Origin of the sequence: Pseudomonas sp. LD120, from assembly GCF_009861525.1 — a bacterium.
Lineage (GTDB): Bacteria > Pseudomonadota > Gammaproteobacteria > Pseudomonadales > Pseudomonadaceae > Aquipseudomonas.
The window spans coordinates 2681397-2704392 of record NZ_WVHL01000005.1 but is presented as its reverse complement, the minus strand read 5'-3'; the positions used below and the strand labels follow the sequence as shown (position 1 = coordinate 2704392).

Sequence of the window (22996 nt, the reverse complement as noted above, 5' to 3'; positions counted from 1 at the left end):
CCACCTCAGGCGAACTCACACATCACGCCGCCCTGCTCATCCACAGTGGCGTGAACCCGCTTGAGCGTTTCGCCCGTGGCCATGGCGTCGAGCAAACGGTCGGCTACCCGCGGAATCAGGTGCGCCTCCAGCAGGTGATCGATCAACCGCGCGCCGCTGTCGCTTTGTCCGCAGCGCTGAGCCAGATGCCCGACCAGGTTCTGGCAGTGGCTGAACTGCAACTGCCGACGCTCCAGGCGCTGCCCCAGGCGCCGCAATTTGATTTCAATCAACTCGCGCAGCACTGGCCCGTCTACCGGGTAGAACGGCACCACGCGCATGCGCGCCAGCAACGCCGGCTTGAAATGGGCGCTGAGGGCTGGGCGAATGGCTTCTTCCAAGGCCTCGGCACTGGGCCGGCGCGAGCCTTCGCAGAGCGCGTTGATGCGCTCGCTGGCCAGGTTCGAGGTCATCAGAATCAAGGTGTTGCGAAAGTCGATCTCACGCCCTTCGCCATCATTGGCCAAGCCCTTGTCGAAGATCTGATAGAACAGGTTGAGCACATCCGGATCGGCCTTCTCCACCTCGTCCAGCAGCACCACCGAATAAGGTTTCTGGCGCACGGCTTCGGTGAGCATGCCGCCCTCGCCGTAGCCGACATAACCCGGTGGTGCGCCGATCAACCGCGACACGGTGTGCTTCTCTTGAAACTCCGACATGTTGATGGTGGTCAGGAAACGCTCGCCGCCGTACAGAAGGTCGGCTAGAGCCAGGGCGGTTTCGGTCTTGCCGACGCCGCTGGGACCTACCAGCAGAAACACCCCCACTGGCGCATCGGGTGTGTTCAGGCCCGCAGCGCTAGCGCGCATGGAGCGGTCAAGGGCCTGCACTGCCTGTTCCTGTCCACGAATCCGCGAGCGCAGGTCCTGAGCAAAACTGGCCACACGCGCGTTGTGCTCGCGGGCCAGTTGCTCCAGGGGCACTCCGGTCCAGGCGCTGATCACTTGCGCCACCAGGCGTGGACACACCTCAAAGCTCACCAGGCGTTCCTGAGCCTGAGCCGTGCTCAAGTCGCGATGGACAGCCATGAGTTCGGCCTCCAGCGCCTGGATATTGGCAACGGGCGCGGCGGCTTCCGTGGCGGCGCCGTCTTGCGGTAGATCGTTGGCCAGGTCCCGAGCCAGGGCCAGTTCCTGACGCAGCGCCAGCAGGCGTTCGGCCCGTTGGCGCTGTTGTGTCCAGCGTTGTTCCAACCCCTGCTGCTCGTGCTCGGCCTCGATCAAGCGCTGCTCCAGCAGCTCCAGGGCGTCTTGATCGATGTCCAGGCCCGCCTCGGCGTCTCGGCGCCAGGCCTGTCGCTGACGTTCACCTTCGGCCCGCTCGGCCCGCAACCGTTCCAGGCTGTGCGGCGCGGTCGCCAGGCTGATACGCACTCGGGCACAGGCGGTGTCCAGCACATCGACGGCTTTGTCCGGCAGTTGCCGGCCGGCCAGGTAGCGAGCCGACAACTGCGCCGCCGCCACCACCGCGTCATCGCGCAGGTAGATCCCGTGGCTCTTTTCATAGACCCGGGCCAGCCCGCGCAGAATGGTCACCGCCTCGTCGACGCTAGGCTCATGCAACTGCACGGGCTGGAAGCGCCGGGCCAGCGCCGGGTCCTTCTCGAAGTATTTTTTGTATTCGCTCCAGGTGGTGGCGGCGATGGTGCGCAACTCGCCCCGGGCCAGCGCCGGCTTGAGCAGGTTGGCGGCGTCGGCGCCCCCGGCATTGCCCCCGGCGCCGATCAGGGTGTGGGCCTCGTCGATGAAGATGATGATCGGCCGGGGCGATGCCTTGACCTCGTCGATCACGCCCTTGAGGCGCCGCTCGAACTCACCTTTGACGCTGGCACCGGCTTGCAGCAGGCCCATGTCCAGGGACAGCAATTCCACGCCTTGCAGGGCCTGAGGCACCTCTCCCGCAGCAATACGTGAAGCCAGTCCTTCCACCACGGCAGTCTTGCCGACCCCAGCCTCGCCGACAATGATCGGGTTGTTCTTGCGCCGCCGGGCGAGGATATCCACCATCTGGCGGATTGCCTCATCGCGACACAGTACCGGGTCCAGCTGGCCGTCCCGGGCCTGCTGGGTGAGGTTGTGGGTGAAGCGCTGCAACAGCGACTCGGCATGGGCCGCAGGCTTGCCGCCGGAGTCCTGCGGGACCTGCTGGGCCAGGGCGAAGTCCTTCAGACGCTCGATGTTCAACCGCGCCAGCAACGGCTGATAACGGCTGCCGGCGTAGCGCAGCGGATTACGCAACAAGGCCAGGAGCAATGCCGCTTGTTCGACCTGGGTTTGTCCCAGTTCAAGGGTCGCCACTAGCAATGCGTCCTGCAGCCATTGCATCAGCTCCGGGGCGAACACCGGATTGCGCGAAGCGCTGTGCTCGCTTCCCGCCTGCAAGACCCCACTGAATTCACCGGCATCGATTCCGGCGTCCTGCAAGGCCCGGGCGAGCAGGCCTTGGGGCCGCTCCAGCAATTGCAACAGCAGGTCTTCCACCAGAATTTTGCTGCCGCCCCGGGCCACGCAACGTTCGGCGCAATGCTCCAGGTCGCGTCGGCAATCGGCATCCAGTGCCTGAATCAGTTGTTGCAGGTCTAGGTTGATCATGGGTCTCGTCCTTAATGAGAGAGGCTGCCCAGGGTCACCACGCCATCGGCGCGTTCACGACCCAGCCAGCTGGTCCAGCCCAGGCGGCAGGGGTTCTGCTCGCCGATGCACAGTTCACGGATTTCTTCCTGGCGCAGCACCAGGCGGATGTCGTAGTCCAACGGGTCGCGCAGGGTGAAACGCACCAAAGCGCAGAGGGGTTGGTAGCCAAAGCCGATCGGCAAGAACTCATGGAAGCGTTGCCAATCCAGCTCACGGACATGAATACGGAACTTGCCGCTGCGGTCGCGCACCCGTTCTCCCAGCACCAGGTCCTCGCCGAGCTGGCTGTTGCCCAGGCCCAGGCGATTACGCTGTTCCTCGAGAATCTCCACCCGACGCTCAATGCACTGCTCGATCACCAATTGCGGGTGCTTGAAGTAGTAACGCAGTACCGCCTCGATCAGCGCCGCCGAGTGCGCTCGCAGACTCAGCAGACCGAGGTAGGGCAGCAAGCGCTTCCAGTTCAGCTCCTTGGCCTGACGAGCCTGCTCGCCGCCCAGCCCGATCAGGGCGAACAAGTGACTGGAAAACGGGTCCAGGGCGCCGCTGGCGAAGCTCGCCCGATAGCGGTATTTGCGCCAGATCGGCAACATCAGGCGCTGCAAGCGGTGGTGGAACAAGTCAAGGAAATTGCGCGTCGGGTTGCCCTCTTCGCTATCACCCAACGCCTGCTCGCCATAAAAGGCAGGCAGCGGCGAAGCGGCACCAAATAGGCCGATCAGATTGAGGCGCAAGCGCGCGTGCAGTTGCCCGTACTCCTCGAAAAACTCCACGCGATCGACGTCGCTGCCCGGAAACCCCAGACTCGGGTTGGCCTGGAACTCCAGCTGATCGTAGAGTTCGTCATCACTCAGGTGCGGGTGAGCGTCACGCAGTCGATCGACCACCAGCATCACCGCCTGAAACAGCGAGTACTCCCGTATACCCCGGGACAACTCGCTTAAAGCAGGGGCTGCTGCCCCATGCGTGGCGTCCATTGGTACACCTCTCCTTGTGTACTGTTTACCCGCAGCTCGTGGTACGAATTGAGACTGGCGTAAAGAGCGAAAAACTCGTTGAGCACTGAAGCGAAGATGAACAGGTCGCCTTCGCCGATATAACCCTGTGGGTCGATGGTCAGCTCGGTGCGCAGGCCGCGCAGCGGCAAGCCGCGGTGCAGGCGATCGACGTGCTCATGCCGGATCGACTTGAGCCCCCCCAGCAAGCGTTTGCTGACCCGTTCGGCGTGTTGGTCGTAATAGCGCGGCAGGTCGTAGGTTTCGAGAATCACCTTGAGCGCATCGACGTTGGCCAGCGACAGGTAGTTAAGGGACATGTTGCTGATCAACTTCCACAGAAAGTCGCGATTGATCGGCGGCGCGAAGCTGGGCGTAGCCGCGGTGATATTGCGAAAGCTGAGAAAGTCCGGGGTGGCTTCGCAAGCCTGATTGATCTCGCCGAGCTTGAGCTGACGGGGCAGATTCTGATTGGTGCACGTCAGCTCGATGGACAGGGTTTCCTGGTCCTCGGCGTGGCGGATGGCAAAACTCAGGTAGGTGTCCAGACCGTCGTGAAGCAAGGACGAACGCTGACGGATGCTGTAGTGCGGACGGCTCTGGGGCACGTCGAAACTGGGGTCATGTTCGAAGGACTCGAACGGCACGTAGTCCTGGTACCCCACCCCGCCCGGCGCCCAGCCGGTGACCGCATCCACCGAGAACACCCCGCAGTTTTCCAGGTCGTATTCGGCCGGCAGCAGCAGGTACTCATCCTGCTTGCCGTCGAGGCGAATCGGCAGCGCGTCGTGTTTGAACAGATTGACGATGGGGGTGCAGTACAACTTGACGTTGTCCAGGGTCGGGCGCAGACGCTGGATACCGCTCTTGCGAATATCGAAGCGCAGTTCGAGCCCCTGAATCTGCTTGAGGTGGTCTTCAGGCAGCGAGCGAAGCACCTCCAGGCCACTGAGATCGACAAACAAAAACTTGTCCTGGAAGGAGAAATATTCCTGCAAATAGCGATAACCGCGGAAGGTATTCAGCGGATAGGGGATCAACGCCTCCTCCTCGGCAAACCCCACCGGCTGCACCTGGTTGCCGGGAATCTTGAACGACAGTGGATCGCCGTTGGCCCCGCTCAGGGGCTCGCCGCTGGCGCGCAACGGCACCAGCTCGATGCCTTCCAGGTTGCGCAGCAGGCTCAGGTAAAGCATCTGACTGATGTAGCGCTCGCCGGCCAGGTGCAGCCGCAAGCGGCTGAGTTCCAACTCCCCGACATGCCCGTCGCAACTCATCTCCAGGCGCAAACTGAGCAAAGCGCCATCGCCCTTCACCGAATAGGTCAACCCGGAGAGATCCAAGGGCAGCACCTCGGTGGGATAACAGGTCCGAAAACGACAGCGCACCTCGTTGACCGGCTCGCTTTCCACTGGCGTATCCCGCGCCACCAACACCGCCGGCCCGGGGTGCTGCAGCGGATCGAACTGCAAAATGCTGAACGCCGGCAACGGCCGCATATAGTTCGGCCACAGCAAATGCATCAACGAATGGCTGAGCTCTGGCAACTCATCATCAAGCTTCTGTCGCAGCCGTCCCGAGAGAAAAGCAAAGCCTTCCAGCAACCGCTCCACATCCGGGTCCCGCCCGGCCTGCCCGAGGAACGGCGCCAGCGCCGGACTACGCTCGGCGAAACGCCGACCCAGCTGGCGTAGCGCGGTGAGTTCGCTTTGGTAGTAGTGGTTGAAGGACATGGATTACCTGCCTGGGGGTCTCTGTTGAATGGGTGAGCATATGAAACCCCTGACTTAGATCAGTGTTCAGACTCGATTCGTGTTACTTGAAACCGTAAAAGCGACTGCGTTCTACAGCCGGACAATGGCGCAGAAGATCAATACCCAACTACTGATGATTTCAGCGCCCAACTCTAAGCAACCACTTTTCCAGCCAGATCCTGAGCAACACCGCCAACATCATCAGCCCTCCTTCAAGTAGCGAATACACTATCGCTCGCACGGAATGACGCGGATCAAAATAAAAAATATCGAAACCATAAACAAAAAGAACAGCCACAAGCTTCCGCTTGAAACCCGAAATTAAAAAACAACCTCACCTTCAGGAAAAACCCTGACATTAAAAACGGCCAATGCAACCCTTAGCTCGCTTATTTCACTACTAAAGCCAAACTTTACTGGCCGACTGTTGCAATACCCGAAAATCTCTTCCGACCTCGCCCCCAAAAACTAAGTGGATAGACACCAAGAGGCTGTCCTTCGAACCAAGGAAGAATATTGTCTCGCATCAACTATTGAGCAGGCCCGTTACTCCATACACCCCGCAAAACATCTAAAACCTTTCTGATCCGCTCAAATTTCATCAACCAACTCATCTTGACAATTTCTCTACTAAAATATGGAGCCTGAGCAACGGGAACATGCTCTTCTACTTCTTTAGTCATTGTTCCATCAGTCGTCGACCAAGGTCCCCCATCAAACCAGTACTGCATTAGATCGGTAGAAACATTACAGTTGACTTTTCTCATGGCCGCGGGAATATCGGTCACTCCGAATAGACGAATAGCTATTGTTTTCTCGACCTGGCAATCCGACGCAGCCAAGCTGGAAGTCACTTTCATCCCCGTCATTTCAGTTACCCTCTGCATGCAATATACAAATGACCGCCAAACTTGCCTTTCGCTGTTCTCAGCCTGGATCAAGCAATCGCAACTTCGCGCTGTCGTTCGATGATCAACTCATAGGTCTCGGCTTCAGAAGACGATACTTTCTGGGTTCTTCCATCTTTTCCGGTCACGCCATTGAGCCTCTTTCCTGAAGCTGTTTTAAAGGCGTAGGCAATCCCCGCCAATGGTTTCCCGGTTTCCTGACACTCAATCACATATTGTTCGCTGAACGGCCAGTTGATCTGCACCGGCAACGGCGCCACAAACGATGCCGGGACATGGGTATCGCCAATGATCACCGTCCCTGATCCGCCTATCACCATGTTGCCGTGACTGCCCAGCGAGCCCAGGGTGGCAGCCGGCCGACCATTGATGAACACGGTGCGGCTCAATGCACCGCTCAAGGCGCCGCCACAGGCCGCTACATCGCCTTGGCGGGCTGACGGCAAGCCGTCGAACAGTACGTCCGCCGAGCCACTGGCGATGGGATTGGCCCCATGCCCGGGAATCGGGCAAACCGTTGGGTCGCTGACTCGCGCCGCAGGTGTTCCAGACATCCTTGTAGCCTCCTTACTTGACCCGGACCTGTCCGCTGCCATCCAGGCGCGCGGCGAAGCTCACCTGGCGCTTGACTCCATCCACCTCCAGCAAGCCTTCGATGCTGAAGGCCAGCTTGAGTGGGTCGTGATCCTCAGGCAGTGACACCACCCGGACCTTGGACAGCCGAGGCTCATAGGTCTCGATAAAGTGCTCGATCGCCTGACGCGCCTGGCTCAGGGAGTCGTGCAAGCTCAGGCGCATGTCGTTGAGGTCTGGCAGCCCGTAGTCGGACAGTGTCTGCACACTGCCCGCCCGGGTGCTGAGCATCTTCGCCAGATGGGCAGCCACGGACGCCATAGCGGCCACCTCGCGACTCCAGCCGACCCGTTGCTCGGCTTCACCGCTCAGGCGTTCGAAAAGACTGCCGTATCGGTGCATGGCTCAGCTCCTGCCTTACTCTTTGTCCAGCTTGCCCACCAGCGACAGGGTGAAGTCCGCCCCCATGTACTTGAAATGCGGACGCACGTTGAGGTTAACCCGATACCAGCCCGGCTCGCCTTCGACGTCGCTGACGATGATCTGCGCGGCACGCAATGGACGCCGGCCACGCACTTCGCTACTGGGGTTCTCCTGGTCGGCCACGTACTGGCGGATCCACTTGTTGAGTTCCAGTTCCAGGTCGGTGCGTTCTTTCCACGACCCCAACTGCTCGCGCTGCAGTACCTTCAGGTAATGGGCCAGACGGTTGACGATCATCATGTACGGCAACTGGGTGCCGAGCTTGTAGTTGAGCTCCGCCGCCTTGCCTTCGGCACTGATGCCAAAGAACTTGGGTTTTTGCACCGAACTGGCAGAGAAGAACGCGGCGTTGTCACTGCCCTTGCGCATGGTCAGGGAAATAAAGCCCTCTTCCGCCAATTCGTACTCACGCCGGTCCGATACCAGGACCTCGGTAGGGATCTTGGTTTCGATCTCGCCCATGCTTTCGAAGTGATGCAGCGGCAGGTCCTCCACCGCGCCACCGCTCTGCGGGCCGATGATGTTCGGGCACCAGCGGAACTTGGCGAAGCTGTCGGTCAGCTTGGTACCGAAGGCATACGCGGTGTTGCCCCACAGATAGTGCTCATGGCTGCTGGCAACGGTTTCCTTGTAGACAAAGGACTTCACCGGGTTTTCTTCCGGATCGTAAGGGTTGCGCAGCAGGAAGCGCGGCAGGGTCAGGCCGATGTAGCGGGCGTCCTCGGACTGGCGGAAGCTCTGCCACTTGGTGAATTGCGGGCCTTCGAAATGGTCTTTGAGGTCCTTGAGATCCGGCAGCCCGGCGAAACTTTCCAGACCGAAGAACTTCGGTCCCGCCGCCGCAATGAACGGTGCGTGGGACATGCAGGAAACGCTGGACACATACTGCATCAGCTTCACGTCAGGCGAACTGGGGGACATGAAGTAGTTGGCGATGATGGCACCCACCGGCTGGCCACCGAACTGGCCATATTCGGCAGTGTAAATATGCTTGTAGAGGCCGGCCTGCATAACCTCCGGAGAATCCTCGAAATCGTCCAGCAGGTCTTGCTTGGAGACGTTGAGGATCTCGATCTTGATGTTCTCGCGGAAGTTGGTGCGGTCCACCAACAACTGCAAACCACGCCAGGCCGACTCCAGCGACTGGAAATCGGCGTGGTGAAGAATCTCGTCCATCTGCAGACTGAGCTTGGCGTCGATCTCGGCGATCATGCGATCGACCATCGCCTTTTTCACTGGCTCGCCGCTGTTCTGCGGTTTCAGCAGTTCCTCAATGAAAGCCGAGACTCCGCGCTTGGCGATGCCATAGGCTTCGTCGTCCGGGGTTAGGCGAGTCTCGGCGATGATGCTGTCGAGAAGGCTGTATTCGCTGCTGTCCTGGGTTTTCTGCTGTGCTGCACTACTGCTCATGATCTAGCTTCCTTTGCTGTTGGGATCTCAGGCTTCCTGGGCGGGTACGGCGCTCAGGCCCAGTTCACCCAATACCCGATCACGGGACTCGTCGTCGGCGAGCACTCCTTCGATGGCTTTGCGAAAGGCCGGCGCGTTACCCAAAGGACCTTTGAGGGCGACCAGGGCATCACGCAGCTCCATGAGCTTTTTCAACTCTGGCACCTGTTCCACCAGGCTGGCCGGGTTGAAGTCCTTCATCGAGTCGACGCGCAACTGCACCGCCAGCTCATCGCTGCCGTCGCCGTCCTGCAGACGGTTGGGCACGCTCAAGGTCAGGCGCAGTTCTTGCTTGGCCAGCACCTCGTCAAAGGTCATCTTGTCGATGCTGATGGGTTTGCGATCCTCCACCTTGCGCTCATCCAGGCGCTGGGTGTAATCGCCGATCGCCAGTAGCTTCAACGGCAGTTCAATTTCTTCCTGAGCTCCGCCAGTGGCGGGTTTGAACGTGACGTTGATCCGTTCCTTGGGCGCTACAGAGCCTTCTTTGGCCATGACACTTCTCCTTGGGGTTGTTGGCCCTTGGGCCTATTCGAGCACCACCTCGAGATCGAGATGGCACAGCCTGCGATAAATCTCTTCCTTGCGTTCACGGACCGCATGGTTTTGCGGCAACAGCTCGCAGCAGCTGTGCAGCAAGTGCAACACCTCAAGCGCCAGATCAGGCTCCCAGGCATTCAGCCCGGAGCGCTGCAGCTCCTGGTCGAGGGTCTCCAATTGGGTTTTGGCCAGTTCATATTTTTTGGCCATGAAACACAGCCGGGCCAGGCTTAAGTGCCAGAAGAAACGCACCCGCCCGCCCTGGGCGCCATGCAGTCCCTGCTTGAGCACCTGCACCGCGGTCTTGAGGCCGTCCTTGCGCAAGATTGGCTGCACCTCTTGCAAGGCCTCTTCCCAGGCTGGCAAGGGGCTGTCGGATTCGATTTTTCGTGGTGCGCTGACGCTTTGCAGGTGAGGCATCACGTGAGCGCTGACCCAACTGCGGGTGGCTGGATCGGCAAAAGGCACGCCGTCATGAAAACGCAGTTCGATCACCCCGGGCAGCCGTTGCAGCAGCAGGGCGAAATGAAACTCCACCTCGCGCAGGGCCTGATCAGCATTGAGTGCCTGCAGGCATTCCCAGACCATGCGCTGCCCGTCGAACCAGAATGGCGCCCGCGCCAGGCTGGCCTCCAGCTCCACCAACAGATCGGCGTACTGGCCCTGGGCGAAACGTTCCTGGTAGTGACGCAGCTTGTCCGCCGGCAAGCCGCGCAGCGCAGTGACCTGCTCGGCGTTACGCTCGGGCACGGCATCAATGCCCAGCCATAAGAGGGTGCGATTGAGCCGCAGCGCCCGCTGATCGGTGGCCTTCTGCCGCAGCCACCAGGCGCACAGTGGACGGGCGTTTTCCTGCTGCGCGCGCAGAGCCTTCTGAGCGTCCTTTTCGTTATCGATGGGAGAACCGGGGGTGAACAACTGCGCCGCAGCCTGTTTAACCTGAGCAACCACGGTACCAACCGCCCCGGGTTCTGATTGCTTGTCAGTTGCCCGATCCACCATGCCCCGCAGGCGCCGACAGATCGGTAAAAGCAAGGGAGCGTCGTCTCCCAAATGCTGGGTCAGCGCGCCATCGAGGCCTTCCAAGTGTTCTATCAGGCGCCGAAACAACGGCAGTTGCTCCTTGATCGGCACATCGTCGTCCAGCACCTCTTGCAGACGCGGCACCAGCCAGGCGATGGCCGCAGCGCGGGTACGCAATTTCAGCGGATGGATCTGTTCCCAGTGGTGTTCGCACAGATGCCGCAACAGGCCTAGACCCGCCAACAGACCGGCGAACGATTCACGCTGATGCAGGGCCCAGGTCAGCCAAGCGGCGACTCGCAGATCCTTGGATTGATGGCGTAACAGCGCTTCGCTTTGCTCCTGGATTTTCAGCCAATCGACCTGGCCGTTTTCATGCACCGACTGAGCTTTGCCCAGCTCGTTTTCCAGGGCTTCGTATTCATTGGAGAAGCGCACATCCTCACCGGCGAAACTGTGTTCATGAACAGAGCACTGGGCGAGTTTGAGGTGGTGCGCGGACAGTTTGCGGGAGTAGCTCATGGGCGAATACTGCCCATGCACGCTACCCAGGCAAGGCAAAAGCCAGTGTTGCGCTCTTTAAAGGCGGCTTTCGCAAAGGTGAGAATCAAAGTGCGCACTGGAACTACCAGATATCCGTTCAGGTGCGCAAAACACTACTGGAACCCCCCAGGCAAAAATATGAGAAATTTCTTATATAAGACTCAAAAAATCTCGTACTCATTTGGTTAGTTTCTGATGCGCAACAAATTGCACAGCACCAGAAGACAGCTGTTGTTCACGTCCATGACTCGTCTCAGCGCCGCCCCGCCTGAGCGTCCGCGGGCTTGATGTTCAACGAGCCCCGGCCTTGTCGCGAGCCAGCAGCTTGCGCTGCTGCAGGTAAATCACCCCATCGCCGTCGAACGCAATCACGTTGTTGGCGGTCAACGTTTCACCCCCGCCATGCCCATATTTGAGCCAGCCCTCTTCCCATAAATCGCCGCTTTCATAGCGAATCTGGACGAAATAATACGGTGGTTCAGAGCGGGTGATTTCCAGGTAATGTCCACCATCGGGCCCGCCTTGCCACTGGGCATTGGGATGTTCGGCCAGCACATGCGCGGGGGCCTTGGAGAAGTCCAATAGAGTCAGCCCCAGCACAAACAGCCCCAACGCCAGCCCACCGATCGCCATCAGAAAACGCTTCAACCCGATCAATCCATAAACTCCACTGCATCCATCATTAAACCGCGACCCGATCCGGGACCATGGCGCATTCTGTGGAATGCCCTTGGAATCGGCAATGACAGCGCACGTGCAACTTGCCAGGCGCGATCGATCCCGGCAGCCTTGGCGCCTGACATGCGCCCTGGATATCAACCAGATCCCTCCGGCCCAATCAATAGTGCAAACACCTGACATGCGCATCACGCTCACAGCTATCCACACCGACCCATCGCCTGCGCTGTGGGTCGATTTCACCAGCGCCCTCGGTGAAGGGCGCGGCCGATGGCTGGGAGCGCAACCCCAGGTTGCCCAGGTGCACGAAGTGGAGTTGAACCTGGAGGATGAGATGCGCTGGCAGCACAACCTGTGGGCCAGCACTGAGGGTGAGCCGCGGATACGCCGGGACAAGGATGGGATGCACATCGTCGGCCAGTTGCTTCAGGCGGATGGAGACGGTTGCGCGGCACTGGCCATCGGTGCCTCTATCGTCCTGCTGACGTTGCAAGAGTGCACAGTGCCACTGCCCCGGTTCGTCAGCCTGCATGCGCGCCAGATCAGTCTGCAACCACTGGCACTTTGAGCGCCGGCAAGGAGCGAGAGGCCATCGAAGGCTGATCCAGAAACAACGCAATCAAGGAAGGGCGAAGCAGGAAAATCGCCGAAGGCGACAGGGAAAGGTGTTCGCCCAGTGCCTGGCCTTGGCAATCCTTGCACCGGTAAAGAGCCCTTGCACCGGGCGAACGACCTGCATTCTAGTGCAACTGCCGGGGAAAGTCCGAGCGGCGATTCTGAATAAAACTGCCGAGCCAGATATTTCACCGTCGCCAACATGTTGTCCCCCTGGCGCAAAAGGGTCATAAGAGGCCCGCCAACCCGCCTTCAATATCCGGTCATCTCCAGATAACCACTACCGTTGTGGCTGCCACTCAAGCCCAGCGGCCCCTCCCAGTAAGGAATGCTCAAGTTCATCCACGCCTGGGGGTTGAGCGCCTGAGTAGTGATGTCCACGCCCTTGCTGGGGATGTTCAAGTGCCAGGCCGTGGGCAGACGACGACCTTCGACGTGTGAGTATTCCAACGGCGTCAGCCGGATCTGTTGCTTGCTCAAGCCCTCGGTGCGACCGTCGGGGCTGATCCAGGTGCCGCTGATGTAAGGTTCTCCGGCGTTGGTGCGCACCCGGAACAGCATCAGCCGCTCACCACTGTCCAAGTGCAGCGAGAACCAGTCCCAGCCAGTCTGGTCGGCGGACAGGGGTTGGCTGCTCCACTCCCGGTCAAGCCAGGCCGGGCCGCTGACCTGATAGCGCTGGCCGTCGATCTGCAACTCCCCGCTGGCCTGGAAAAACGGCTGGCTGTAGTAATAGGACGCCTGTCCACGGTCGGACTTGCGGCTGTAACCGCCCTCACCTTGCAGCACCACAGGCTGAGCGCTGGACAGTTGCAACTGATAGGCAAACCCCGGCCCGTTGGCCCGCACCTGCATCCGCGCCAAGGGATCGTCCCCTGCGGACAGACTGCGCAACTGCCAGTCATCAATCCAGGCTTGCAATGGCTGCGCGGTCACCCCAGCCTGCCCCACTCCGCCCCGGGCATAGCGCTCGGCGGCATGATGGCTGTTGGCCGAAGTGGCCGCCGCATGCCCCAGCCAGACAAACGGCGCGCCCCAGCCGGAGGACTCGTGGCCGGCGCGCAAGGCACTGCGAAACAGCGTCCATTGCACGCCGAAGTCCCGGCCCTGGGCATCCGTGAGGACCGCCGTGAGGTACCACCACTCGATGCGAAACCCCTCATGAGGGCCGTGGTCGGCGGGAAAACTGAACGTCCGCCCCGGCAGCACCGGGGTAAACGCCCCAGCCTCGTTACCCAGCCCGGCGAATCCCTGGGGCGCCTCGCCGCTCTGCTCGCAGCCGGCCAACCACAGCGTCAGCAACAGCACCGGCAACCGCCGCCACAGGCGATCAATCATCATGGGCAAAGGTCCTCAGCAAATCCGCCGGTTGCGCACGGTACAGCCTGAGCAGCGGCCAGGCCGAGGCCAGCAGGGTTGCCAGCAGCGCCAGCCCCATTAACTGCAGCAACTGCCCGGGAAACACCCGTAACGGCAAGCGCCAGCCAAAGGCTTGGACATTGATCACGCTGTTCAGGCACCAGGCCAGCACGATGCCCAAGGGCAGCGCGAGCAGCAAGGTGAGCAAGGCCAGCAGCCAGGTCTGCCCAAGGTTGAGCAGCAGCAACTGACGACGCCCCACGCCCAGGGCCCAGAGTGGCGCCAACTGGGCCAGGCGGCTCTGGCTCTGAGTCAGCAGGCTGATGAACAACGCCACCCCGGACACTCCCAGGGTCAGGCTGTTGAGGGCCGCGGTGGCGGCGAAGGTGCGTTCGAAGACCTGTTGCGACCAGCCCTTGAGCCGGGCCTGATCGATGACCCGACTGTCATCCAGGTGAAATTGCCGTTGCAGGGCGCCGATCAGCGCCGGCACCGCCGCTGGCGCAAGGCGCAGGTTGAAGCGGTTTGGCGTCAAGTCCGGCCAGTGCCGCAGCAGGTGCTCGACGTTCACCAGCAAGTGCCCCTTGGGATTGCCATAGTCGGCATAAATCCCCACCACTCGCGGCGCCCACTGCCCTTGCGGCACCGGCAGTTCCAGGCGATCGCCGATCCGCAACTTGAGCCGCCGAGCCAACTGCTCGCTGAGCATCAGGCTGTCCTGGGCCGCCAATTGCGCCCAGGGATCGGCGCCCGCGGCCGCCAGCAACGGCCAGTGCTCACGGTAGCTGCCATGGTCGACCACCCCGTACAGGTCCGCCGGCCAGCCCTGGATCTGCAACGCCACTTGCCAGCTGGGCAACAGCGCCGTCACCTGGGGCTGCTGCGCCAGCCAGCCACGCAGTTGCCGGGCCTGCTCGGGGGATTGCGGATTGACGTAGAGCTCGGCGCTCAAACGCTGCTCCAGCCAGTCAGTGAAGGTCTGGCGAAAGCCGGCGGTCATGCTGCTGGCGCCAATGTTCGCCGCCAGCGCCAGGAGCAAGGCCATCAAGGCCAGGCTCAGGGCCGGCAACTGCTGCCGGCAATCGGCGAGAAACCACTGCCCCAGCACCCCGCGACTGCGCCCCAGCAAGCGGCCCAGCACGGCATTGAGCAGCACCGGCAAGCCCAGGGCCGCCGCTAGCAGCAAAGCCGCCATCAGCACGAAACCACTGGCCAGGCTGTCGCCCCAGCGCCACGCCAGCAGGGCCACCAGCAGGGCCAGGGAAGCCATCCAGCCCTGGCGCCGTAACCAGCGGGCATGGGCCTGATGCCAGGCCTGGGGATTGGCCAGGGCCAGCAGCGGCAGGCGCGCCGCCCGCAGCAGGCTGGCGCCACCGGCCAGCAAGGCGCCCAACAGACTCAGGCCGATACCGCTGAACCACCACCCGGGACTCAGGCTCAACTGCCCCGCCACTGGCGCGCCATACAAGCCCCGCAGGCTGGCGGCCACGTCCGGCAGCAACACCCCGGCCAGCAGGTAGCCGCTGACCACCCCTGCCATTCCGCCCAACAGCGCCAGACCGCCCAGCTCGACGCTCAGGCAGAGGATCAGCAAACGCGCACTGACCCCGCAAGCCCGCAAGGTGCGCAGCAAGCCACGCCGCTGTTCCAGGGCCAGGCCGATGGCGGCGTGCACGATAAACAGCCCGACCACGAAGGACAGCAACCCCAGGGCATCCAGGTTCAGGTGAAAACTCTCGGTCAGGCGCGCCACGTCACTCTGTGCCTGCCCCTGGCGCAACACCAGTTGCCCCCTCAGGGCCTCGGGCAACGGCGGCGCGCTGGCGGCAAAATCCCTGGGCAGCAACAGCCGGCTCAAATAGCCGGGCTGGCCCAGCACCTGCTGGGCAAAGCCGATGTCCATCAACAACAATCCCGGGACCATGTCCGCCCGCACCCGCAGCGGCGGCAAGCGCTGGCCGTTGAGTGCTCGGGGTTGCTCGCCCGGTTGCCAGCCCAGGCTGGTCAGGGTCTGCGGCGCCAGCCAGGTCACCCCCGGTGGGCTGAAGAACTCGACCATCTGCTGCAACGCCAGCGTCTGCCCGGCCACCGCGGCACCGGCGGGCAGCGACAACGGTTCGATGCCCATCACTTGCAGGGACAGGTCGTCATGCCCCGGCAACCGCAGGCGCCCCTGCAGCACCGGCGACACCGGCCAGCCGGCGCGGCGCAGGTCGACGAACCATTGCTGAGAAAAATGCGCGTCATTGGCCGTGCTCAAGCTGGCCTGGGGCGCGCCGCCGATCAGCTGGCTGGCCCGGGCATAGCTGTCACGCGCCTGACTGTTCAGGGCCAGCACCCCGGTCAACAGACTGGTGGCCAGCCACAGCCCGGTGAGCGCGCTGAAAAACTGCACCGGATGCTGACGCCAATGGCTCAGCAACGCCTGCATCGTCCCACGAAAAACCCGCACCTCAGGCCTCGACCGGGTCGGCCAGACGGCCATGCTGCAGCACGACAATCTGTTGCAAACGACTGGCCACGCGCTGACTGTGGGTGACCATCAGCAGGCTGGTGGGGCTGTCCGCCAGCAACTCCAGCAACAATTTCAGCACCTCGTCACTGCTGGCCTCATCGAGGCTGCCGGTGGGTTCGTCGGCCAGCAACAACCTGGGTTTCGAGGCCAGGGCCCGCCCCAGTGCAACCCGTTGCTGCTGTCCGCCGGACAGTTGTTCCGGGTAGCGGCGCAGCAAGTCCCCCAAGCCCAGGCGTTCCACCAACCGTGCTTGCCACAATGGATCGAAGCGCCCAGCGAGGCGCGCCTGGAAGCCCAGGTTGTCCTCGACCCGCAGGCTGCTGATCAGGTTGAACTGCTGGAACACCAGGCCCACCTCGGTGCGGCGCCAGTTGGCCAGTTGCGCCTCGCTCATCTGCTGCAGATGCTGCCGACCAATGCGAATGCTGCCGGCATCGACCCGGTCGAGCCCGGCGATCAAGTGCAGCAAGGTGCTTTTGCCGCTGCCCGACTCGCCCATCAGCGCCAGGCTACTGCCCTGCCCCAAGTGCAAATCGACACCCTGCAGCACCGCCAGCGGCCCCTGGGGCGTGGCGTAACGCTTGAAGACTCCTTGCACGTCCAGCATGGGCTGACTCATCCGACCATTGAAGGAACTCAAGGATAGCCCGTGCGCCGCCGCCCCCGGTTGAAACCTTCAGGGCCGCAGGCAACCCAGGTACGCCAGCGTACGCAACAGACGCCGGTCCTATCGGTCCGGTACCGAGAAATATAGTATTGCGGCCCCTTTTCTTCATTGCAGGAAGCACCCATGACCTACACCAGGGCCCAATTGAAATACCGGCTGTTCATCGCCGCAGGCGCACTGTTGTTTACCGGTGCCTTGATCTCGACCTTTTTCTCGACCCTGAAAATGCTCTATTGGCGCCTGGACAGCTACACCACCCTGGCTTCGACCATCAATCGCCCGATCAAGTACTTCGTGTACCAGGTCAATGCCAATACCCAGCCGCTGAACTGGTTCTGGGACAACAGCCCGACGCCCAGCTTCCTCGACCTGAGCTATCCCTCTCACTGGAAATTTCTGCTGATCTACCTGCTGATCTTCGTCGGCGCCGCCCTGTTCGCCTCGGGCCGGATGCTGATGCGCAAGGTCGAGGCCGTCGAACCGCTGATCGAGGCCCAGCTCAACGCCCCGGTCGAGGACGGCGTGCCCGCCAAGACCCTGCAACAGTTGGAGGACTCGACCCTGGTGGAGGCCGCGCCAGCGTTCTTCAGCCAGACCCGCCTGCTTCTGGTCTGGCCCCTGGGCTGTGCGGCGGTCTACCTGGGCCTACTGTGGATACTGGGCATCATCTGAGCCCGAAGCCGACTGATCGAGCAGCGCGTCTGCCACCGGGTACTTGACCAGCACCCGGTTGCGATACAGGCATTCCTGGCGCAGCAGCTCGGCGTCCTGGCCCTTGGTGCGGATATCGCGCCAGATCTGATTCTCGCGGTACACCCGGGCGCCCTCGCGCACAAAGCGATGGGCCCGCTGGTAGACGTGATAGCGATACTCGCGCGGCCGCTCGCAGAGCAACTCGCCTTCCAGTTGCTGCGCGCCGACCTGCAGCTTGAGCTGCAAGGTCTGGGGGCCGGGGTTGTACAGCAGCAGATCGATGTAGTTGTAGAAGATCGCCGCCCCGGAACCAAATGGCAGCACCCGGCCCTCGTCAGGAAACGGGTCGAAGCTGTGGTTGGCCCGCTCCACCACCTCAAGCGGCGAATGAATCGCCATCCAGTGAATCAGGTTGCTCAGCTGGCAGATGCCACCGCCGATGCCGCGCCGGGCCTCGCCGAACGACAGCTCCATGCCCTCGACAAAACCGCGCTCGCGACTGGGCCGGCCCACCAGTTTGCAGAAAGAAAAATACTCCCCGGGGGCAATGCGCACGCCGTCGATGCAGGCCACCGCCAGTTTGAGGTTGATCACCTTGTTGTGCTGCAGCGCCAGGTCGGAATCGCCCAGGGTGCGGATCAGTTTCGAGGTGTGCTTGATCAGCCGATGGGGCAAGCGCGGGCTGCCGGGCTCGGGCCGGGCGTAACGGCGCCCGGAAAAACGCCAGGCCAGATGACGCATCAGGCGCTTCTGGCGCACCCGCAGCCAGTACAGCAGCGGGTGATACGAGGACAAGGGTTTCATCGATGGTTCAACGGCGGCCCGGCGCGCTGGCGCAGGAGCCGGCTTCGTCCTTGAAAAAAGAGCGGCATCTTAGCGGCAAGTCTGCGCCCATGCCAGAAGCCCTGTACCCGAGCGCCCCGTACTGGAATGCCCCGTAGAACAGGCGCGCCCCTAGCCCAGCAACTGGCTGAGCACGGCCCGCAGCTTGCCCGGCTTCAGCGGTTTGTTGAGCAACGGCGCCCCCAGTTGCTGCAAGGCCCGGCGACACTGGTCGCTGCGGTCAGCGGTGATGATCACCGCCGGCAGCGGCTGCCGGAAATGCTCGCGCAACTGCTGCACCACGTCACACCCGGTAACCCCGTGGTCCAGGTGAAAATCCGCCAGGATCAGTTCCGGCGCCCGGCCCTGAAGCACCGCCAGTGCCGCCGCCTGATCGGTGGCGGTGAGCACTTCACAACCCCATTGCCCCAACAGCGCGGCCATGCTCTCAAGGATGCTCAGCTCGTTGTCCAGCACCAGCAGGCGCCGCCCCGGCAGCGGATTGCCAGTGCCCGGCTGCGGCGCCTGCAAGCTGATGGGCAACGGCACCCGGGCCGCCAAGGGCACCTCGATGCTGAACCGCGAGCCACGCCCCGGCCGCGACTGCACCTGCACCCGGTAACCGAGGATCTTGGCGATGCGCTCGACGATCGCCAGCCCCAGGCCCACGCCTTTGCGGTCGGCGGCGCGGCCCACATCCAGCTGATTGAATTCGAGGAAGATCGACTCCAGGCGGTCGGCGGCAATACCGCGCCCGGTGTCCCACACTTCCAGCCGCAGTTGATCGCCGCGGCGCCGCGCCGCCAGCAGGATGCTGCCACGCTCGGTGTAGCGGCAGGCATTGCTGAGGAAGTTGCGCAGAATCCGCGTCATCAGCCGCAGGTCGGTGAACAGGGCAAAGTCGCCAAAGCGCACCCGCAGTTCCAGGCCCGTCGCCTCGGCCACCGACTGGAACTCCGAGACCAGCGGCGCGAGCAACTCATCCAGGCGATACACCGCCAGGTCCGGCTTGACCGCCGCCTGATCGAGCTTGGAGATGTCCAGCAGATCGGTGAGCAGGTCCTCGGCGCCTTCAAGGGCCTGGTGGGTACGTTCCACCAACAGTTGCTCGGCCGCCGGCAGGCGCCGCTCGCGCAAGGTGGAGATCAGCAGGCGCGCGGCATTCAAGGGTTGCAGCAGGTCGTGGCTGGCGGCGGCCAGGTACTTGTCCTTGCTGCGGTTGGCCGCCTCGGCGGCGTCCCGGGCCTCGCGCAGGTCGCGCTCGATGCGCTCGCGCCGGGCGATCTGCTGTTGCAGGTTGCGGTTGGCTTCCAGCAGTTCATCGGTGCGAGCCGCCACCCGTTGCTCCAGCTGGTCGTTGAGCTGTTCCAGGCGCTGCTGGGCCAGCTTGCGTTCGGTGATGTCGGCGACGAAACCTTCCACCAGCCCATCCTGATCCGGCTTGAGCAACAGGTTCATCAGCACGTCGATGCTGCTGCCGTCCTTGCGCCGCAACTGGGTTTCATAACCCAGCAGGCTGCGCTGGCTTTGCAACTGCTCGCCGATGGCCGCCAGTTCCGCAGCGCCGCCGACGAACAGATTGCCGGCCAGATCGGCCAGGGAGAACAGCACTTCCTGGGGGTCCGAATAACCCAGCATGCGCGCCAGGGCCGGGTTGGCCGCGCGCATGCCGGCCTGCAGACTGGCCTGGAAAATCCCGTGCACCGCGTGTTCGAACAGCCACTTGTAGCGATTGCGCTCGGTTTCCAGGTCTTCCAGGCGCGCCGCCAGTTCCGGGTAGTGGCTCTTGCGTGCCGAGTGATTGCCCAGCCCCAAGAGCCCGGCCAGGGCCCGTTGCTGGTCGTCAGAGGGCCTCGCCATACACCACCTCGACATCACGCTGGCTGGATTCGCGAGGGTTGGTGAGGATGCACGGATCGTCCATCGCATGCTGCGACAGGAACGGAATATCGCTGCTGTTGACCCCATGCAGGCCCAAGGTTTCGTGGAAGCCGATGGCGTGCTTGAGGGCGATCAGGTGTTCCACCAGGCGCCCGCAGATCTGCCGCTGGTTGAGCCCGCGGCAGTCGATGCCGAAGGTCTCGGCAATCACCTTGAAGCGCTCCGGCGCCGCGCTGTAGTTGAAGGCCACCACATGCTCCACCAGCACCGCGTTGCACAACCCGTGGGGCAGGTCGAGAAAGCCCCCCAGGCTGTGGGACATGGCATGCACCGCACCGAGAATCGCGTTGGAAAACGCCAGCCCCGCCTGCATGCTGCCGAGCATGATCTGCTCGCGCAGAGCGATGTCCCCGGGGTTGGCGATCATCTGCACCAGGTTGCCGTTGATCAGGCGCATGGCTTCCAGGGCATGGGGATCGGTGAGCGGGCCATGACCGGTGGAAACAAAGGCCTCGATGGCATGCACTAGGGCGTCGATGCCGGTGCAGGCGGAGAGAAACGGGTCCATGCCCAGGGTGGTTTCCGGGTCGATCAGCGACACATCCGGGACCACCGCCTTGCTGACGATGGAGAACTTCATCCGCTCCTGCTGGTTGGAAATGATGACGAACTGCGAGACGTCGGCCGAGGTGCCGGCGGTGGTGGGAATCATGATCAAGGGCGGGCTCGGCACGCGGATCATGTCCACCCCTTCGAACTCTAGGATGCTGCGCCCGTGGGCCACTACGATGCCGATGCCCTTGCCGCAATCCATGGGGCTGCCTCCGCCGACGGCGACGATCACATCGCAGGCATTCTCGCGGTAGACCTCGGCGCCCTGCATCACCTCCTCCACCCGCGGGTTGGGCGACACCTGGCTGTACAGGCAATAGTCGACGCCCTGGGCCTGGAGACTGGCCTCGACATCGGCCACCCAACCGGCGGCGATCACCCCAGGGTCGCTGACCACCAAGACCTTGCGCGCACCGAAGGTCTTCGCATAGTTGCCGACGTTATGCCGACAACCGGCGCCAAAGATGATTTCCGGAGACACGAACTTGCGCAGCAGACTGAGATTCTGGCTCATGGGGGGAAGCCTGTTTTCTTATTGTTCTGAAAGGAGAACGCCAGCCTAAAGCATCCGTTGCTGAAAGCAATCCGACCATCGGCGGACTTCGCAGCCTCACAAGCTCGGCAGCGGCCCATGTAGCCGCTGCCGCAGGCGGCGAACGCTCTGGGCGGGACTCCGTCGCAAAAGACGCGGCGATTTCCAACCTGCCAGAGGTTCGTCGGGACATTGCCAAGCAAGGCCCTGCGGGCCTTTGCGCAGCTTCGCAGGCTCAGCAGCGGCTACATCCGGTTGGGTGGGCGTCAGAGCTGGATGTCCATGCCGTCATGCGCCACTTCGATGCCGCGGCGGGTCAGTTCGGCGCGTTCGGCGGAGTCTTGGTCGAGGATCGGGTTGGTGTTGTTGATATGGATCAGCACCTTGCGCGCCCGAGGAAAGCGCTCCAGCACCTCGAGCATGCCGCCGGGACCGCTTTGCGCCAGGTGGCCCATCTCACTGCCCAGCTTGTCGCCGACGCCACAGACGCGCATTTCGTCATCACGCCACAGGGTGCCGTCCACCAGCAGGCAGTCGGCGCGGTCCATCCATTCCAGCAGGGCCTCATCCACCTGCCCCAGGCCCGGGGCGTAGAACAGGCTGGCGCCGCTGCGCCGGTCCTCGATGAACAGGCCGATGTTGTCCCCCGGGTGCGGGTTGCCGCGATGGGGCGAATATGGCGGCGCGCTGCTGCGCAGGGCAATGGCCCGCAGCGCAATATCCGGGCAGGCCGGCAGGCTGAACTCGCGGCCATCGAGATGGATCGGCTGCCACTGCAAGCCGCCGTTCCAATGGCTGAGCATGGTGAACAGGGGGAAGCCGCTGCACAGGTCCTGGTGGACCATCTCGGTGCACCAGACTTGATGCGGGCAACCTTCGCGCAGGCTGAGCAGGCCGGTGCAGTGGTCGATCTGACTGTCCAGCAGGATCACCCCGGCCAGGGCGGTGTCGCGCAGCTGCCGGGCCGGTTGCAGGGTCGGGAAGGATTCCAGCTGTTGGCGAATGTCCGGCGAAGCGTTGCACAGGATCCAATCGACACCGTTGTCGCTCAAGGCGATGGACGACTGGGTACGGCGCTGGGCACGCAGGCTGCCGGCGCGCACCCCGGCGCAGTTGCGGCAGTTGCAGTTCCACTGCGGAAAACCACCGCCCGCCGCAGAACCGAGAACGCGGATATGCATAACAGGCTCCTGAAGGACAAAAGACTCCGGCCGACACCAGGAGCGGCCGGAGCAGGACGGCTCAGCGGTTGGCGAAGTACATGGTCACTTCAAAGCCAATGCGCAGATCGGTGTACGTGGGTTTATGCCACATGGGGTCAATCCTCTTGTTGTGCCGGACGATTCCGGTAGAGGCATTAATGCACGGGGAGCGCAGGGGCCGAATGCTACTTTGGGACGAGCCGGCGGGGTGCGTTGGTAGGGGCTCGGCGCGTGTGTAGCCGCTGGCGCAGGCGGCGAACGGTTTGGGGGGCATGAGGGCGCAGGAGACACAGGAGGCATGAGGGCGCAGGCGGTTGACGGGAAACCGCCAAGCAAGGCCCTGCGGGCCTTTGCGCAGCCTCGCACGCTCGGCAGCGGCTACAGCAGCAGGAGGTTTGACGGGCGATCACCAGGCAAAAAAACGGCGCGACGTCCACCCAAGACGCCGCGCCGTTGCCACGCAAAGCGAGGTAGCACCCA

Annotated in this window: 20 protein-coding genes; 2 read left to right on the top strand and 18 right to left on the bottom strand. The window is 62.6% G+C overall.

Annotated elements, in window-relative coordinates; translation table 11 throughout:
- Positions 1 to 5: 5 nt before the first annotated feature.
- The 10 genes from tssH to PLD_RS26755 all read right to left on the bottom strand — a co-directional run bounded on the left by tssH (position 6) and on the right by PLD_RS26755 (position 11588).
- Positions 6 to 2630 (bottom strand): type VI secretion system ATPase TssH, encoded by a 2625-nt coding sequence (gene tssH / locus PLD_RS26800; protein WP_159897680.1) that lies wholly within the window; start codon positions 2628 to 2630, stop codon positions 6 to 8.
- 11 nt (positions 2631 to 2641) lie between these two features.
- On the bottom strand, positions 2642 to 3649 hold the full coding sequence (gene tssG / locus PLD_RS26795) for a type VI secretion system baseplate subunit TssG (RefSeq protein ID WP_159897679.1): 1008 nt from the start codon (positions 3647 to 3649) through the stop codon (positions 2642 to 2644).
- Positions 3613 to 5400, bottom strand: a complete 1788-nt coding sequence (tssF, locus tag PLD_RS26790; protein WP_159897678.1) for a type VI secretion system baseplate subunit TssF — start codon at positions 5398 to 5400, stop codon at positions 3613 to 3615. The genes tssG and tssF overlap by 37 nt, the downstream gene beginning before the upstream one ends.
- Positions 5401 to 5951: 551 nt before the next feature.
- Complete coding sequence (locus PLD_RS26785; protein ID WP_159897677.1) at positions 5952 to 6281, bottom strand: DUF6402 family protein; 330 nt, start codon at positions 6279 to 6281, stop codon at positions 5952 to 5954.
- A 77-nt stretch (positions 6282 to 6358) separates the two neighbouring features.
- Positions 6359 to 6883, bottom strand: a complete 525-nt coding sequence (locus PLD_RS26780; protein WP_159897676.1) for a PAAR domain-containing protein — start codon at positions 6881 to 6883, stop codon at positions 6359 to 6361.
- A 13-nt stretch (positions 6884 to 6896) separates the two neighbouring features.
- Positions 6897 to 7304: a type VI secretion system baseplate subunit TssE gene (gene tssE / locus PLD_RS26775; protein WP_159897675.1), complete on the bottom strand. Its 408-nt coding sequence runs from the start codon at positions 7302 to 7304 to the stop codon at positions 6897 to 6899.
- Positions 7305 to 7319: 15 nt separating this feature from the next.
- Complete coding sequence (gene tssC, locus PLD_RS26770; RefSeq protein WP_159897674.1) at positions 7320 to 8795, bottom strand: type VI secretion system contractile sheath large subunit; 1476 nt, start codon at positions 8793 to 8795, stop codon at positions 7320 to 7322.
- Between the two features lie 27 nt (positions 8796 to 8822).
- Positions 8823 to 9329 (bottom strand): type VI secretion system contractile sheath small subunit, encoded by a 507-nt coding sequence (gene tssB / locus PLD_RS26765; RefSeq protein WP_159897673.1) that lies wholly within the window; start codon positions 9327 to 9329, stop codon positions 8823 to 8825.
- A 33-nt stretch (positions 9330 to 9362) separates the two neighbouring features.
- Positions 9363 to 10919 (bottom strand): type VI secretion system protein TssA, encoded by a 1557-nt coding sequence (tssA, locus tag PLD_RS26760; RefSeq protein WP_159897672.1) that lies wholly within the window; start codon positions 10917 to 10919, stop codon positions 9363 to 9365.
- Positions 10920 to 11231: 312 nt separating this feature from the next.
- A complete protein-coding gene (locus tag PLD_RS26755) occupies positions 11232 to 11588 on the bottom strand; it encodes a hypothetical protein (protein WP_256674770.1) in 357 nt (118 codons plus the stop codon).
- 211 nt (positions 11589 to 11799) lie between these two features.
- Between PLD_RS26755 and PLD_RS26750 the strand changes: the two genes are divergently transcribed.
- Positions 11800 to 12186 carry a hypothetical protein gene (locus PLD_RS26750; RefSeq protein WP_159897670.1) on the top strand — a complete coding sequence of 129 codons (387 nt, stop codon included), beginning with the start codon at positions 11800 to 11802 and terminating at the stop codon, positions 12184 to 12186.
- Positions 12187 to 12485: 299 nt separating this feature from the next.
- On the opposite strand, the gene PLD_RS26745 is transcribed toward PLD_RS26750, so the two are convergent.
- Genes PLD_RS26745 through PLD_RS26735 form a run of 3 tightly spaced genes read right to left on the bottom strand, consistent with a single transcriptional unit; the run spans position 12486 to position 16714 of the window.
- The gene (locus PLD_RS26745) at positions 12486 to 13574 is read right to left on the bottom strand and encodes a lipocalin-like domain-containing protein (protein ID WP_159897669.1); all 1089 of its coding nucleotides are present in this window, start codon (positions 13572 to 13574) and stop codon (positions 12486 to 12488) included.
- Positions 13564 to 16044: an FtsX-like permease family protein gene (locus PLD_RS26740; protein ID WP_178116216.1), complete on the bottom strand. Its 2481-nt coding sequence runs from the start codon at positions 16042 to 16044 to the stop codon at positions 13564 to 13566. The genes PLD_RS26745 and PLD_RS26740 overlap by 11 nt, the downstream gene beginning before the upstream one ends.
- A gap of 1 nt (position 16045) precedes the next feature.
- Positions 16046 to 16714 (bottom strand): ABC transporter ATP-binding protein, encoded by a 669-nt coding sequence (locus PLD_RS26735; protein ID WP_159897667.1) that lies wholly within the window; start codon positions 16712 to 16714, stop codon positions 16046 to 16048.
- A 183-nt stretch (positions 16715 to 16897) separates the two neighbouring features.
- On the opposite strand from PLD_RS26735, the gene PLD_RS26730 reads away from it, so the two are divergent.
- The gene (locus tag PLD_RS26730) at positions 16898 to 17446 is read left to right on the top strand and encodes a YniB family protein (protein ID WP_159897666.1); all 549 of its coding nucleotides are present in this window, start codon (positions 16898 to 16900) and stop codon (positions 17444 to 17446) included.
- Here PLD_RS26730 and PLD_RS26725 read toward each other — a convergent pair.
- The 5 genes from PLD_RS26725 to pqqA all read right to left on the bottom strand — a co-directional run bounded on the left by PLD_RS26725 (position 17420) and on the right by pqqA (position 22628).
- Positions 17420 to 18271, bottom strand: a complete 852-nt coding sequence (locus tag PLD_RS26725) for a VanW family protein (RefSeq protein ID WP_159897665.1) — start codon at positions 18269 to 18271, stop codon at positions 17420 to 17422. The genes PLD_RS26730 and PLD_RS26725 overlap by 27 nt on opposite strands.
- Positions 18272 to 18421: 150 nt before the next feature.
- Positions 18422 to 20149: a NahK/ErcS family hybrid sensor histidine kinase/response regulator gene (locus PLD_RS26720; protein WP_159897664.1), complete on the bottom strand. Its 1728-nt coding sequence runs from the start codon at positions 20147 to 20149 to the stop codon at positions 18422 to 18424.
- The gene (gene ercA / locus PLD_RS26715; protein WP_159897663.1) at positions 20133 to 21296 is read right to left on the bottom strand and encodes an alcohol dehydrogenase-like regulatory protein ErcA; all 1164 of its coding nucleotides are present in this window, start codon (positions 21294 to 21296) and stop codon (positions 20133 to 20135) included. Before ercA ends, PLD_RS26720 begins: the two co-directional genes overlap by 17 nt.
- Positions 21297 to 21580: 284 nt before the next feature.
- Positions 21581 to 22495 carry a pyrroloquinoline quinone biosynthesis protein PqqB gene (gene pqqB / locus PLD_RS26710; RefSeq protein WP_159897662.1) on the bottom strand — a complete coding sequence of 305 codons (915 nt, stop codon included), beginning with the start codon at positions 22493 to 22495 and terminating at the stop codon, positions 21581 to 21583.
- A 61-nt stretch (positions 22496 to 22556) separates the two neighbouring features.
- The gene (gene pqqA, locus PLD_RS26705) at positions 22557 to 22628 is read right to left on the bottom strand and encodes a pyrroloquinoline quinone precursor peptide PqqA (protein WP_159898220.1); all 72 of its coding nucleotides are present in this window, start codon (positions 22626 to 22628) and stop codon (positions 22557 to 22559) included.
- Positions 22629 to 22996 lie beyond the last annotated feature (368 nt).

Excerpts from the sequence above, each read along its gene's own strand:
- tssH (WP_159897680.1), bottom strand. The coding sequence starts at position 2,630 with ATGATCAACCTAGACCTGCAACAACTGATTCAGGCACTGGATGCCGAT.
- tssG (WP_159897679.1), bottom strand. The coding sequence starts at position 3,649 with ATGGACGCCACGCATGGGGCAGCAGCCCCTGCTTTAAGCGAGTTGTCC.
- tssF (WP_159897678.1), bottom strand. The coding sequence starts at position 5,400 with ATGTCCTTCAACCACTACTACCAAAGCGAACTCACCGCGCTACGCCAG.
- PLD_RS26785 (WP_159897677.1), bottom strand. The coding sequence starts at position 6,281 with ATGAAAGTGACTTCCAGCTTGGCTGCGTCGGATTGCCAGGTCGAGAAA.
- PLD_RS26780 (WP_159897676.1), bottom strand. The coding sequence starts at position 6,883 with ATGTCTGGAACACCTGCGGCGCGAGTCAGCGACCCAACGGTTTGCCCG.
- tssE (WP_159897675.1), bottom strand. The coding sequence starts at position 7,304 with ATGCACCGATACGGCAGTCTTTTCGAACGCCTGAGCGGTGAAGCCGAG.
- tssC (WP_159897674.1), bottom strand. The coding sequence starts at position 8,795 with ATGAGCAGTAGTGCAGCACAGCAGAAAACCCAGGACAGCAGCGAATAC.
- tssB (WP_159897673.1), bottom strand. The coding sequence starts at position 9,329 with ATGGCCAAAGAAGGCTCTGTAGCGCCCAAGGAACGGATCAACGTCACG.
- tssA (WP_159897672.1), bottom strand. The coding sequence starts at position 10,919 with ATGAGCTACTCCCGCAAACTGTCCGCGCACCACCTCAAACTCGCCCAG.
- PLD_RS26750 (WP_159897670.1), top strand. The coding sequence starts at position 11,800 with ATGCGCATCACGCTCACAGCTATCCACACCGACCCATCGCCTGCGCTG.
- PLD_RS26745 (WP_159897669.1), bottom strand. The coding sequence starts at position 13,574 with ATGATGATTGATCGCCTGTGGCGGCGGTTGCCGGTGCTGTTGCTGACG.
- PLD_RS26735 (WP_159897667.1), bottom strand. The coding sequence starts at position 16,714 with ATGCTGGACGTGCAAGGAGTCTTCAAGCGTTACGCCACGCCCCAGGGG.
- PLD_RS26730 (WP_159897666.1), top strand. The coding sequence starts at position 16,898 with ATGACCTACACCAGGGCCCAATTGAAATACCGGCTGTTCATCGCCGCA.
- PLD_RS26725 (WP_159897665.1), bottom strand. The coding sequence starts at position 18,271 with ATGAAACCCTTGTCCTCGTATCACCCGCTGCTGTACTGGCTGCGGGTG.
- PLD_RS26720 (WP_159897664.1), bottom strand. The coding sequence starts at position 20,149 with ATGGCGAGGCCCTCTGACGACCAGCAACGGGCCCTGGCCGGGCTCTTG.
- ercA (WP_159897663.1), bottom strand. The coding sequence starts at position 21,296 with ATGAGCCAGAATCTCAGTCTGCTGCGCAAGTTCGTGTCTCCGGAAATC.
- pqqB (WP_159897662.1), bottom strand. The coding sequence starts at position 22,495 with ATGCATATCCGCGTTCTCGGTTCTGCGGCGGGCGGTGGTTTTCCGCAG.